Genomic DNA, 12,358 nt, shown 5'->3' on the forward strand with positions numbered 1-12,358 from the left:
TTCCATCATGGTCGGGCTGACCTTTTCCTGGGGGCTGAACTACGTCGCCGCCAAGATCTCCTATGCAGGCTACGATCCGGTTTTCGTCTCGATCGCACGTTCGATCATTGGCGGGCTCTGTGTGCTCGGCTGGTGCTGGCTGCGCGGCATCAGGTTGTTTAAGGCCGACGGGTCGCTTGTCGCCGGCATCATTGTCGGCGTGCTGTTCGGCGTCGAGTTCCTGTGCCTCTATATCGGGCTGGAATACACGACCGTTGCTCGCAACACACTGCTGGTCAACACCATGCCGTTCTGGGTCCTGATCGGCGGCCATTTCCTGCTCGGTGAGCGTATCAACGCGCGCAAGCTTGGCGGGCTCGTTCTCGCCTTCTGCGGCCTGGTGGCGGTGTTTTCCGACGGGATTGCCGGCGGCACCGAGATGACCTTGATGGGCGATCTGCTCAGCCTCGGCTCCGGTATCCTGTGGGCGGCGACCAGTATCGTCATCAAGCGTTCGAAACTGGTCGAGACCAGTGCCGAGAAATTGCTGCTTTATCAGTTGGCCGGTGCGGCCATTGTCGGTGTCCTGGTGATGCCTTTCGCCGGCCCGCCGATCCGCGCGGTCAGTGCCTTGCCGGCATTGGCGCTGCTGTTCCAGTCGCTCTATATAGTTGCCTTCACCTATGTGCTGTGGTTCTGGCTGCTCAGGCGCTATCCGGCATCGGCCCTGTCGAGCTTCGCTTTCCTGTCGCCGGTGTTCGGCGTCCTCTGCGGCGCTATCATTCTGGGCGAGGCGCCGACGACCAGGATCTTTGTGGCGCTTGGGCTGATCGCTGTCGGCCTGATCATCGTCAACCGGCCGGCGCGCAAGCAGGTACCTGGATAGAAAGTTCGACCATGCGTGACATCCTCAACGACCTCGAAGCGGGAAAGCATCTGTCCGATCCGGATCCGGTGCGCCGCGCGCAGATCCAGATGAAGACGCACCTGCCGAAGCGCTTCTACAAGGACGTGTCGGTCGTAGCTGTGGAAGACGGTTTTGCCGTCCATCTCGACGGCAAGCCGGTGCGCACGCCGGGCAAGGCGCTGCTGGCGCTGCCGACCGAAAACGCCGCCGCCCTGGTCGCCAATGAGTTCGCTGCACAGGGCGAGACCATCGACCCGGTCACGATGCCGGTGCTGCGTCTGGTCAACACCGCCATCGACGGCGTCGCCAGCGACCCGCAGGCGGTGCTGGAGGACGTCTTGCGCTTCGCCTCGTCCGATCTGACCTGCTACCGCGCCGACGCGCCGCAGGGGCTGGTCGAGCGGCAGAACCAGCATTGGGATCCGGTGATCGACTGGGCGAGGGCGACATTAGGGGCTCGGTTCAACCTCGCCGAGGGCATCATCCATGTCGAGCAGCCGCGCGAAAGCCTCGCCGTCCTCGGCGCCCATCTTGCCCAGCGTGCCGAGCCGCTGCGGCTGGCTGCAATCCATGTCATGACTTCGCTGACCGGGTCGGCGCTGCTGGCGCTGGCGGTCGATTACGGTGCGCTCGATGGCGATGCGGCTTGGGCCGCCGGCCATGTCGACGAGGACTGGCAGATCGAGCATTGGGGCCAGGATGCCGAGGCTGTCGCACGCCGCTCGGCTCGCAAACGCGACATGATGGCGGCCGTCGGCCTGCTCGATGCGCTGAAGACCTGATCCTCGGCCTTTTGCCGCACTGCACCTAATACCAAAGTCATAAATCCAAGGTCTGTCTGCCTCCGGCGGTCGCTTTCTGTCATTTTTTACGCCGATGTCGGGTTCGAGTCGCGTTCGGAGGGAACGCCGACGATGACGCCCAGCGTCGAAGGCAGACGATTCACGGGAGGACAGTTCAATGGCATTGGCATCGACCGCCGGCGGAAGCAGCCGCGGCATGACGCGGGAGGAGAAGAAAGTCATCTTCGCTTCCTCGCTCGGCACGGTTTTCGAATGGTATGATTTCTATCTCTACGGCGCATTGGCGGCCGCAATCGGCACCACATTCTTCGCCTCTTATCCGGAGGGGACGCGCAACATCTTCACGCTGCTGGTTTTCGCTGCCGGCTTCCTCGTGCGGCCGTTCGGCGCGCTGGTGTTCGGCCGTATCGGCGATCTCGTCGGCCGCAAATACACATTCCTCGTCACCATCACGATCATGGGCCTGTCGACCTTCCTGGTCGGCCTGCTTCCCGGTTCGGCGAGCTGGGGCATCGCGGCGCCCATCATCCTGGTTGGGCTGCGCATGCTGCAGGGCCTGGCGCTCGGCGGTGAGTATGGCGGTGCCGCGACCTATGTCGCCGAACATGCACCCGACGATCGCCGTGGCTTCTATACGTCGTGGATTCAGACGACAGCGACGCTTGGCCTGTTCCTGTCGCTGATCATCATCCTGGCCGTGCAGAATTCGTTGAGCAAGGAGGATTTCGCGGCCTGGGGCTGGCGCATTCCATTCCTACTCTCGGCCATCCTGCTCGCAATATCGGTCTGGATTCGCCTGACGCTTTCGGAATCGCCGGCCTTCGTCCGTATGAAGGAAGAGGGCAAGGGCTCCAAGGCGCCTTTGTCGGAAGCCTTCGGCCAATGGAAGAATGCAAAAATTGCGCTGCTGGCGCTTTTCGGCCTCACCGCCGGCCAGGCCGTGGTCTGGTACAACGGCCAGTTCTACGCACTGTTCTTCCTTACCAATGTGCTCAAGGTGGACGCGCAGTCGGTCAACATCATGGTCGCCATCGCGCTGGCGGTAGGCGCGATCTTCTTCGTCGTGTTCGGTTGGCTTTCCGACAAGATCGGCCGCAAGCCGATTATCATGGCCGGTCTTGCGCTGGCGATCGTCACCACTTTCCCGCTGTTTAAGGCGCTGACCTGGGCGGCTAATCCAGCTCTGGCAACGGCACAACAGACAACGCGTGCGACTGTGACCGCCGCGCCTGGCGACTGCAAATTCCAGTTCAACCCCACGGGCACTTTCAAATACACGACGTCATGCGATATCGCGACCGCCTTTCTCAGCAAGAACTCGGTGCCTTATGACGTCGTGACGACGGCAGCGGCTGGAACGCCTGCTACAGTCAAGATCGGCAACGAGACAGCTGAATCCTATGACGCGGTCGCGGCTGGCGATCAATTGAAGGCCAAAGAGGCAGCCTTCGGCAAGGCAATCAATATTGCCTTGCAGGATGGTGGTTATCCGCTGAAGCGCGCTGCCGCCAAGGTTGCCGACCAGAAGCTCGACGCCTTTGTCGCGGCCAACCCCGAACTGAAGCTCGACGCGGCAGCCATCCGCGCAGGCGAAAAGACCGCAGTCCCGACCGAGCAGGCGATCAAGGACAAGGTGCTGACCAAGGATGAGGCAGCCGGCGCCACCGAGGTGACTGTCTACAGCATTCCGGCAGCGGGTGCGTTTGCGATGTTTGCCGACCCGGCACAGGTCAACTGGGCCAAGGTCATCGGCATCCTGTTCATCCTGGTCCTCTACGTGACCATGGTCTACGGGCCGATCGCGGCGATCCTGGTTGAGATGTTCCCGACCCGCATCCGCTACACCGGCATGTCGCTGCCCTACCACATCGGCAATGGCTGGTTCGGCGGCTTCCTCCCGGCGATCGTGTTCGCGCTCAGTGCCTACAAGGGCGATATCTACTACGGGCTCTGGTATCCGGTGGTGATCGCGGCAATGTCGCTGATCATCGGCATGATCTTCGTCAGGGATACGCTCGGCACCGACCTGCATACCAAACAGTAGCCGACAGGTCTGTGTCATACAAAAAACCCGGCGCGAGCGATCGCGCCGGGTTTTTCATTTGTGGGCCTGTTCGATCTATCAGCGCGGAAGACGCCTAGCTCTTGCGAGGCTGTTCGGCGTCCGCAATGGCGGCCTCATGATACCAAGCCTCGCCATGGTCAAGCGGCTGAGCGCGCAGCGAAGCAAGCTCTGCCGCAAACTTGGCCTTTACGCCTAAATTTGAGGCACCCGCACGCGCTGCCACCGGGAACATCAGGATTTTGGCCGACGGACGGGCTGAGGTGATTTCCATGGTCGGTCTCCTTTCTTCTGGAGAGGCTCTTCGATTCATCTTTCCATCAAGGTAAGTCCTGCAATCCATTTAGGCAAGATGCCTAAAGAAAGATCGGCATTTGCCTGTTATTTAAGCAAATTCTGCCTTTGATCGATCCGGGCGCATTGCTTAGGCGGCTTGCCTTCGTCACCGGCATGAAAGGGCATTTTGCCGCACCCTGACCAACTGAAGTGGCACACGATTTGCATTTTATTGGCTTGGCAGCTGGGCTGCTGGATGGCTCGGCGCGCCGGCGTCATCCAGGTTCGGTGATCAAGCAACGAGAGGCTCTAGAATGACGAAATACAAGCTCGAGTATATCTGGCTCGATGGTTACACGCCGGTCCCCAATCTTCGCGGCAAGACCCAGGTCAAGGAGTTCGCCGAGTTCCCGACGCTCGAGCAGCTGCCGCTGTGGGGCTTTGACGGTTCCTCGACGCAGCAGGCCGAAGGCCATAGCTCCGATTGCGTGCTGAAGCCGGTTGCCGTGTTCCCCGATCCGGCCCGCACCAATGGCGTGCTGGTGATGTGCGAAGTGATGATGCCAGATGGCGTGACGCCGCATGTGTCCAACAAGCGCGCCACCATCCTCGACGACGAGGGCGCCTGGTTCGGCTTCGAGCAGGAGTATTTCTTCTACAAGGACGGCCGTCCGCTCGGCTTCCCCGAGAGCGGCTGTCCGGCGCCGCAGGGTCCGTACTACACCGGCGTCGGCTATTCGAATGTCGGCCCGATCGCGCGCCAGATCGTCGAGGAGCATCTCGACCTCTGCCTCGCAGCAGGCATCAACCATGAAGGCATCAACGCCGAAGTGGCCAAGGGCCAGTGGGAATTCCAGATTTTCGGCAAAGGCTCCAAGAAGGCCGCCGACCAGATGTGGATGGCCCGCTATCTCTTGCAGCGCCTGACCGAAAAATACGAGATCGACATCGAGTATCACTGCAAGCCGCTCGGCGACACCGACTGGAACGGCTCGGGCATGCACGCTAACTTCTCGACCGCCTATATGCGCGAAGTCGGCGGCAAGGCCTATTTCGAAGCGCTGATGGCTCAATTCGACAAGAACCTGATGGACCACATCGCCGTCTACGGCCCGGACAACGACAAGCGCCTGACCGGCAAGCATGAGACCGCGCCGTGGAACCGCTTCAGCTACGGCATCGCCGACCGCGGCGCCTCGATCCGCGTGCCGCATTCCTTCGTCAACAATGACTACAAGGGCTACCTGGAAGACCGCCGCCCGAATTCGCAAGGCGACCCCTACCAGATCGCTTCGCAGATCCTGAAGACCATCGCGGAGGTTTCGACCAGCGCCCAGGTTTCGGCGGCCGCCTAAGCATCTATAGCGCCGCAGGCTTCATAAGCCTGCGCCGTAGCCTGCTGCTACCAAGTCTACGGTCTGCTATTGGTCAAACAAAAACCCCGGCGTCTGAACTGACGCCGGGATTTTCCTTGTCGCTGAGGCTTATCGTTCAGACCGAATAGTACATGTCGTATTCGACCGGATGCGGGGTCATTTCGAAGCGCATCACTTCGGCCATCTTGAGCTCGATGTAAGAGTCGATCTGGTCGTCGTCGAAGACGCCGCCGGCCTTCAGGAAGCCGCGGTCCTTGTCCAAGCTTTGCAGCGCTTCGCGCAGCGAACCGCAGACGGTCGGAATCTTCTTCAGTTCCTTCGGCGGCAGGTCGTAAAGATCCTTGTCCATCGGCTGTCCCGGGTGGATCTTGTTCTTGATGCCGTCGAGGCCGGCCATGAGCATGGCGGCGAAAGCGAGGTAGGGGTTCGCGCCCGGATCGGGGAAGCGGACCTCGACGCGCTTGGCCTTCGGCGACGAGCCGAACGGAATGCGGCAGGAGGCCGAACGGTTGCGCGCGGAGTAGGCGAGCAGAACCGGTGCTTCATAGCCAGGCACAAGGCGCTTGTAGGAGTTGGTCAGCGGGTTGGTGAAGGCGTTGATGGCCTTGGCGTGCTTGATGATGCCGCCGATGTAGAACAGGCACGACTCCGACAGGCCGGCATATTCATTGCCGGCGAAGGTCGGCTTGCCGTTCTTCCAGATCGACTGGTGGACGTGCATGCCCGAGCCGTTGTCGCCGAAAATCGGCTTCGGCATGAAGGTGGCCGTCTTGCCATAGGCGTTGGCGACCTGGTGCACGACATATTTGTAGATCAGCATCTTGTCGGCGTTGCGGACCAGCGTGTCGAACTTGATGCCGAGCTCGTGCTGGGCAGCGGCAACCTCGTGATGGTGCTTTTCGACGCGCACGCCCATTTCGGCGAGCACGGTCAGCATTTCGGAGCGCATGTCCTGCGCGCTGTCGATCGGCGGCACAGGGAAGTAGCCGCCCTTGACGCGCGGGCGGTGGCCGAGATTGCCGGTCTCGTAGTCGGTGTCGTCGTTGGACGGCAGTTCGGTCGAGTCCAGCTTGAACCCGGTGTTGTAGGGATCGGCCTTGTACTTGACGTCGTCGAAGACGAAGAACTCGGCTTCGGGGCCGACATAGATGGTGTCGCCGATGCCTTCGGCCTTCATGTAGGCCTCGGCCTTCTTGGCTGTGCCGCGCGGGTCGCGGTTGTAGGATTCGCCGGAGACCGGATCGAGAATGTCGCACAGGATGACCATGGTCGACTGGGCGAAGAACGGATCCATATGGACGGTGTCCGCATCGGGCATCAGCACCATGTCGGACTCGTTGATCGCCTTCCAGCCGGCGATCGAGGAGCCGTCGAACATGACGCCGTCGGCGAACATGTCTTCCTCGACCTCGATGACATCCATCGTCACGTGCTGCAGCTTGCCCTTCGGATCGGTGAAGCGCAGGTCGACGAATTTCACGTCGTTGTCCTTGATCTGCTTCATGATGTCTTTGGCTGTCGTCATGTCGTTTCTTCCCTGTGTGATGACGTTTCGAGGAGACGTTAATCTGAAATCAGAAAGCTCAGACGGCGTCCATCCCCGTTTCGCCGGTACGGATGCGAACGACCTCCTCGATGTTGGAGACGAAGATCTTGCCGTCGCCGATGCGGCCGGTCTGCGCCGCCTTGCGGATGGCTTCGATGGCGCCTTCAACGGCGTCGTCGCCCAGCACGACTTCGATCTTCACCTTGGGCAGGAAGTCGACGACATATTCGGCGCCGCGATAGAGTTCGGTATGGCCTTTCTGGCGGCCAAAGCCCTTGGCCTCGGTCACGGTAATGCCTTGCAGACCGGCCTCCTGAAGCGCTTCCTTCACTTCGTCTAGCTTGAACGGCTTGATGATCGCTTCGATCTTTTTCATGTAAAAAGTGGCCTCCACTGCCAAAAAAACGGGTTGTGCGCCCCGCTTGCGCCTCCATCAAGCACGAACTGTGCCAATTTCAGCCCACGCGAAGCGGTTTCGCGCAATTCCAATGCCGCGCCGCGCCGGGATGCACATTCGCGTCATCCTCTGCTTCGGCTGCGGCAAAGCTGCCCGAAGCCTACACATTGCCGCTTCGGGCGTCTGCACGATAATTAGGCAGATTGCGCATTTTGCAGGCCCGCGCGGATCCGTGGCACCAGTCTGCGAAAGGATTGGCCGCACGCCAACGCAGCACCTGGCCGTTTGCTTCGAATCCGAAACTGGACAATGCTCGATAGGGACAAAGGGGTCGGCCTTGAACGAAATGCGGATCGGCAATCCATGAGCAATGAAGTCCTGTCGCCGGCCGAGATGGGCGAGGCCGACCGGCTGGCGATCGCGGCCGGTCCGCTCGACGGCTATGGCCTGATGCAGCGCGCCGGCGAAGCGGTCGCTGCTGTGGTCCTGGCACGCTATCCCGCAGCAAGCCGCGTGCACGTGCTGTGCGGCCCCGGCAATAATGGTGGCGACGGCTATGTTGTAGCGCGGTTGCTGGCCGAGGCTGGTGTGAATGTGGCGCTCTGGGCCGAAGGCAAGCAGAAGCCCGGGAGTGATGCGGCGCGAGCTTCCGAGGCCTGCAATCTGCCGGTCGAGCACATCGGACACTGCTACCCGGAACCGGGTGAAGTCGTCGTGGACGCGCTCTATGGTGCGGGATTGTCGAAGAAGATATCCCTGCATGCCTCTGCCGTCTCAGGATTGGCCGCGGCGGAGCGCGTGCCTGTGGTGTCAATCGATCTGCCTTCTGGTGTGTCGGGCGAGACCGGCTTGAGCAACGCTTATTTCAAGGCCGACGTGACGGTGACGTTCGTGCGGAAAAAGCCCGGCCATCTGCTGATGCCGGGGCGCAGCCTCTGCGGCGAGATCATCATCGCCGATATCGGCATTCCGGATGCGATCGTCGATGAGTTCAAGATCAAGACGTTCGAGAACACGCCTGATTTCTGGCTATACAGTTTTCCGAAAACGGCGGTCGATACACATAAGTATAAGCGCGGCCACGTCAGCGTCTTTTCCGGCGGGCCGAGCGCGACAGGTGCGGCGCGGCTGTCGGCGATGGCTGCAGCCAGAGCCGGGGCAGGGGCGGTGACCGTGCTCTCGCCTGAAAATGCCATGCAGGTAAACGCCGCGCATCTGACATCGATCATGCTGCGCGAGGCCGGTTCGATGGAGGAAGTGCAGGAATTTTTGTCGGCGAGGCACCCCGAAGTACTTGTGTTCGGACCAGGGCTCGGGCCGAAACCCAAAGTGGGGGATTTCGCGTTGCAATTGATCGCGACGGTCGCTGACCTAAACCGCACGTCGACGAGTTCATTCGGAATTCAGCGCCCTGCCATTGTCTTGGATGCTGACGCCATCACGTCATTGGCGCATCAGCCTCAGGCCCTGTTCGACGCCGCGCTGCTCCCGTGGGCGCCGGTATTGGTGCTGACGCCGCATGAAGGCGAATTCGCCAGACTTTTTCCCGACATCGCGAAGGACAAGAAGCAGTCGAAACTCGCCAAGGCGCGCGCAGCCGCTGAACGAGCCAACGCCATCATGGTCTACAAGGGCGCCGACACCGTCATCGCGGCGCCGGACGGCCGCGCGGTGATCAACGCCAATGGTGCACCATGGCTCGCCACCGCCGGTTCCGGCGACGTGCTGGCGGGCATTGTCGCCGCGCTGCTGGCGCAGGGCATGCAGGCATTCGAGGCCGCCTGCGCAGCGGTCTGGATCCATGCCGAGGCCGGCAGCCGCTTCGGACCGGGTCTGATCGCCGAGGATCTGCCGCTGGCGCTGGTGCCGGTGCTGCGTGAACTTGTCGAGGCACGGCAGAAGGTGCCGATCGGATGAAGCGTTTCGCGCTCGCCATTGCAGCCATCATCGCGCTGTTCGCCTCGCATGGCGTGCGCGCTGAGCAGCCGGTGACCATCGTCGACGATCCGGCGGTGCTGGCCGCCCTCGATGCCAAGGGGTTTGGCTTCGCCGGAATTTTCGCCGTCGATGGCGCAGACGATCTGAAGACGCTCTACAGCGAGGCGCCGGCCTATCATGCTGTTGTCGACATGGTGGCGGCCGATATTGCCACGCTACGGGCCGAGATAAAGGCCGGCGGGCGCACGCTCTACGAGGTGACCGACGGCAATGTCGGCCGCATCATGGATATGCGCTGGCTGAAGACCGAGGCCGCGCGCTTCCGCCTAGTCGGCGTCGTCAACCGGCTCGACCGGCGCGATTTCAATGTTTTGGCTGGCGACAAAAGCTGTGGCGAGGTGCGCTTCATCTATCGCCTGGCCTACAGTTTCCGCAAGAACGGCAAACTTCTCGCTTCGAGGCTGCCATTCAATTTCAACGCCGTCTACAGCGCGGCGCCGGATGCCGATGGCGGCTGCGTCGGCGTTGCCGGGCGCTGGACACCGCAGATCGACGAAAACGTCGATGCCGGCTGGCTGGCCGGCGGGCCGCTGGCACCGGAGGAACTGAACTTCAAACAGCTTGAGCTCAATGCGCAGGTGGTGCGTTTTCCCTCGGGACAGGAGACCGAATTCGGCGGGCAGGCGGCCTATCTCATGCGGATCTTCGGCATCGATGGCGCTGCCATCAGCGAGAAGCCGCTGGAGAATACGCCTGACGTTGCGCGGCTCTCGGATGATGCCGCACTGAAGAAAAGGCTCGCCGACTACGTCAGCGCCAATGTCGCGGCCGTCGATCTCGGCGTCTACGAAATCCCCGACGAATTCCTGGCCAAGAAAATCATCTCGTGGTCGACCTTCGGTAGCGCGAGACGGGCCAACCATCCGTTCACGCCGCTGTTCCAGCCAGCGGATTTCGCCGGCCTGGACTATGCGGCGCTGAAATTGGTGCGGACACCGGAGGCGCTGGTCGAGCGGCTGGACAATGGCGCCTGCCAGGGCTGCCACCAGGCGGGCTCGACGGCCGGCTTTCACTTCATCGGCCTCGACGACAAAACGACGTCGCCGCTCAACCGGATCGAGGTCGGCATCTCGCCGCATCTCCATGCCGAGATTCCGCGACGTGAGGCTTGGCTGCGCGCGACGGAAGAAGGCAAGGAGCCGAACCGCTACCGGCCGCTGTCCTTCGCGCCGCCGGCGACATGGACCGATGCCGGCGATGTCGACTACGCCCCAGCCGAGATGGCGATGCCGTGCCTGATGCCGGAGGATGCAAAACGCTTCGGCGCGACCTGGCAATGCGGCGGCGGTACGGTCTGCACGCCACTGGCGACGGCTTCAGGCGTGCATACCGCGTTGGCGCAATGTCTGTTGCCCAAGGACAGCCCAAAGATGTTTTCGGGCCATCCCTGCCTGACCGGCTCGATCGCCAGCAACCCGTCGCAGCCGTTCAACGACCGCTACAAGATCACCGGCCAGTTCGCTGCTTTTGCGCCGACCTTATCGCGGACCGCCTACACCTGCCGCCCACCGAAAATCGGCGTACCGGCAGGCATCGCTTATCGCGCTTGCGACGACAAGGACCGCAGCTTCGCCGCATTCAAGACGGGCAAGCCGATGCCATCGGAAATTTGCGGCATGGTCGGCGGCAAGAAATTCGACACCTGCGTCGCCACCAACAATTTCGACCAGTGCCTCGGCGGCGCGGTCAACCGCGGCAACCGTCCGGCCTGCTCGGCCGATCATTTCTGCCGCGAGGATTACATGTGCCAGTCGCTGCCGCCGGACACGCCGGGCGCCGCCAAGGTGAAAGGCATCGGCTACTGCTCGCCGACCTATTTCATCTTCCAGATGCGCATCGACAATCACGCGACGCCCTGGGCGAGCGCGACCAGCGCCCCCAGGGATGCGGGGTTCGGGGCGGCGGAAGAGGAGTGAGCCTGGGAGTTGGGCGACTACCAGTTCAGCGCTGCAGATAGTCTTCCATCCGCGCAGTCCATTTGGTGTCGAATTCCGAAATATGGCGCTGTGCTACGCTCGAGTTCAGCAGCGTCGAGAGCGCGGTCACGGCGATCGGGTCCAGGTCGGGCGGCTCCGTGTAGCCAAGCGCCGCCAGCCGTTGAGCCCATGATGGATGGGTGGACTTTGCGTCATCCGGGCTTGCCCACGCCTTGCGGGCGCAAACATCGAGGCAAATGGGTTCTCGCAGCTGGCCGGCAGCTTCTAGCATGCGCTCGAGCGGCGGTCGCGGCGGACGCAAAGCACCTCGCAATTCATGCTGCAAAGGGTCATAGACCGTCTCCGTGAAATGCACGTCTGCCGTGGCAAGAAGCAACAGCGCGCGTGCGGCGTGCTCGGCGTCGCCGGAGGATGCCGCGTGTCGATCTGCCTTGATCTCCGCTTCGCGCGAAAGCCGGATTTCTTCCCGCTCGAACGATTGCGACAGCCAGCCGATAGCGGCGTGGAGCAGGCTGCCTGTGATCGTGGTTCCGGGCGGGGCATACTCGAAGACAAATCCGAAACCGTTTTCGAACTCAGCGAGATTGAGGCTGCCATTGGTATCCTTGTTGCGCACATGCGCGTCCTCATGGGCAAGGATCGCGGCAAGCGCTCTTTCATCGGTCACTGCGAGGAGAGGGATGCCAATGGTTAGAAACAGCCGATTGCCGAGAAGGCCGAGAAGCGTGCGCTCTTCGCGCACGCTGGCGTTCAGGTTGCCCTCTAGTATGACAACCGTGCGCGCAGCACGGCGCGGTCCGGCGACGCTCCGCCACAGCGCCCACAGGCCGGGCGCTTCTGCTTCACTGACGCCTTTGATCTTGCTGCGTCGGAAGCCCGCAAACAATGTGCCGAACAGAAATGCCAAGGCCGTGGTGGCGATCGGCATGGCGACGAAGCCGCTGGCGATAAACCAGATCGGATGGTTGTCGAGCAGGGACATCCAGACGCAGAAAATGACGAGAGCGGGAACAACGAAAAACAGGACCGTGAACCTGCCAAACCGCCGACCGGCGCTGATGATCAGTCGCGACACTG

Annotated in this window: 10 protein-coding genes; 6 read left to right on the forward strand and 4 right to left on the reverse strand. The window is 61.9% G+C overall.

The features are described 5' to 3' along the window. The first annotated feature begins 7 nt into the window (after positions 1–7). The 3 genes from NKI35_RS23430 (at position 8) to NKI35_RS23440 (ending at position 3,733) form a co-directional block, all read left to right on the forward strand. The gene (locus NKI35_RS23430; RefSeq protein WP_502897167.1) at positions 8–865 is read left to right on the forward strand and encodes a DMT family transporter; all 858 of its coding nucleotides are present in this window, start codon (positions 8–10) and stop codon (positions 863–865) included. Between the two features lie 11 nt (positions 866–876). Further along, positions 877–1,668 (forward strand): ATP12 family chaperone protein, encoded by a 792-nt coding sequence (locus NKI35_RS23435; RefSeq protein ID WP_352741576.1) that lies wholly within the window; start codon positions 877–879, stop codon positions 1,666–1,668. 178 nt (positions 1,669–1,846) lie between these two features. Then, positions 1,847–3,733, forward strand: a complete 1,887-nt coding sequence (locus tag NKI35_RS23440) for an MFS transporter (protein WP_023743043.1) — start codon at positions 1,847–1,849, stop codon at positions 3,731–3,733. Between the two features lie 94 nt (positions 3,734–3,827). Here NKI35_RS23440 and NKI35_RS23445 read toward each other — a convergent pair whose 3' ends face one another. Further along, entirely contained in the window at positions 3,828–4,025 is a 198-nt protein-coding gene (locus NKI35_RS23445; RefSeq protein ID WP_023743042.1) for a DUF2735 domain-containing protein, read from the reverse strand. 316 nt (positions 4,026–4,341) lie between these two features. Here NKI35_RS23445 and NKI35_RS23450 point away from each other — a divergent pair, with 316 nt between their 5' ends. Then, positions 4,342–5,382 carry a glutamine synthetase beta-grasp domain-containing protein gene (locus tag NKI35_RS23450; RefSeq protein WP_352741577.1) on the forward strand — a complete coding sequence of 347 codons (1,041 nt, stop codon included), beginning with the start codon at positions 4,342–4,344 and terminating at the stop codon, positions 5,380–5,382. A 136-nt stretch (positions 5,383–5,518) separates the two neighbouring features. Here the strand turns inward: NKI35_RS23450 and glnA are convergent, their stop codons facing one another. Further along, entirely contained in the window at positions 5,519–6,928 is a 1,410-nt protein-coding gene (gene glnA, locus NKI35_RS23455; protein WP_023672775.1) for a type I glutamate--ammonia ligase, read from the reverse strand. Between the two features lie 58 nt (positions 6,929–6,986). Then, entirely contained in the window at positions 6,987–7,325 is a 339-nt protein-coding gene (locus tag NKI35_RS23460) for a P-II family nitrogen regulator (RefSeq protein ID WP_006205430.1), read from the reverse strand. A 384-nt stretch (positions 7,326–7,709) separates the two neighbouring features. Between NKI35_RS23460 and NKI35_RS23465 the strand changes: the two genes are divergently transcribed. Together NKI35_RS23465 and NKI35_RS23470 are read left to right on the forward strand one after the other, a co-directional pair. Next, complete coding sequence (locus NKI35_RS23465) at positions 7,710–9,263, forward strand: bifunctional ADP-dependent NAD(P)H-hydrate dehydratase/NAD(P)H-hydrate epimerase (RefSeq protein WP_023691258.1); 1,554 nt, start codon at positions 7,710–7,712, stop codon at positions 9,261–9,263. Next, the gene (locus NKI35_RS23470) at positions 9,260–11,260 is read left to right on the forward strand and encodes a hypothetical protein (protein WP_352741578.1); all 2,001 of its coding nucleotides are present in this window, start codon (positions 9,260–9,262) and stop codon (positions 11,258–11,260) included. Before NKI35_RS23465 ends, NKI35_RS23470 begins: the two co-directional genes overlap by 4 nt. Positions 11,261–11,285: 25 nt before the next feature. On the opposite strand, the gene NKI35_RS23475 is transcribed toward NKI35_RS23470, so the two are convergent. Beyond that, positions 11,286–12,356, reverse strand: a complete 1,071-nt coding sequence (locus tag NKI35_RS23475) for a M48 family metallopeptidase (RefSeq protein WP_352741579.1) — start codon at positions 12,354–12,356, stop codon at positions 11,286–11,288. Positions 12,357–12,358: the final 2 nt, after the last annotated feature.

The organism is Mesorhizobium sp. M0676, assembly GCF_040320535.1.
Taxonomy (GTDB): Bacteria; Pseudomonadota; Alphaproteobacteria; order Rhizobiales; family Rhizobiaceae; genus Mesorhizobium.

What these genes read in the sequence shown, in the direction of transcription:
- NKI35_RS23430 (WP_502897167.1), top strand. Translation starts at nt 8, where the DNA reads ATGGTCGGGCTGACCTTTTCCTGGGGGCTGAACTACGTCGCCGCCAAG.
- NKI35_RS23435 (WP_352741576.1), top strand. Translation starts at nt 877, where the DNA reads ATGCGTGACATCCTCAACGACCTCGAAGCGGGAAAGCATCTGTCCGAT.
- NKI35_RS23440 (WP_023743043.1), top strand. Translation starts at nt 1,847, where the DNA reads ATGGCATTGGCATCGACCGCCGGCGGAAGCAGCCGCGGCATGACGCGG.
- NKI35_RS23445 (WP_023743042.1), bottom strand. Translation starts at nt 4,025, where the DNA reads ATGGAAATCACCTCAGCCCGTCCGTCGGCCAAAATCCTGATGTTCCCG.
- NKI35_RS23450 (WP_352741577.1), top strand. Translation starts at nt 4,342, where the DNA reads ATGACGAAATACAAGCTCGAGTATATCTGGCTCGATGGTTACACGCCG.
- glnA (WP_023672775.1), bottom strand. Translation starts at nt 6,928, where the DNA reads ATGACGACAGCCAAAGACATCATGAAGCAGATCAAGGACAACGACGTG.
- NKI35_RS23460 (WP_006205430.1), bottom strand. Translation starts at nt 7,325, where the DNA reads ATGAAAAAGATCGAAGCGATCATCAAGCCGTTCAAGCTAGACGAAGTG.
- NKI35_RS23465 (WP_023691258.1), top strand. Translation starts at nt 7,710, where the DNA reads ATGAGCAATGAAGTCCTGTCGCCGGCCGAGATGGGCGAGGCCGACCGG.
- NKI35_RS23470 (WP_352741578.1), top strand. Translation starts at nt 9,260, where the DNA reads ATGAAGCGTTTCGCGCTCGCCATTGCAGCCATCATCGCGCTGTTCGCC.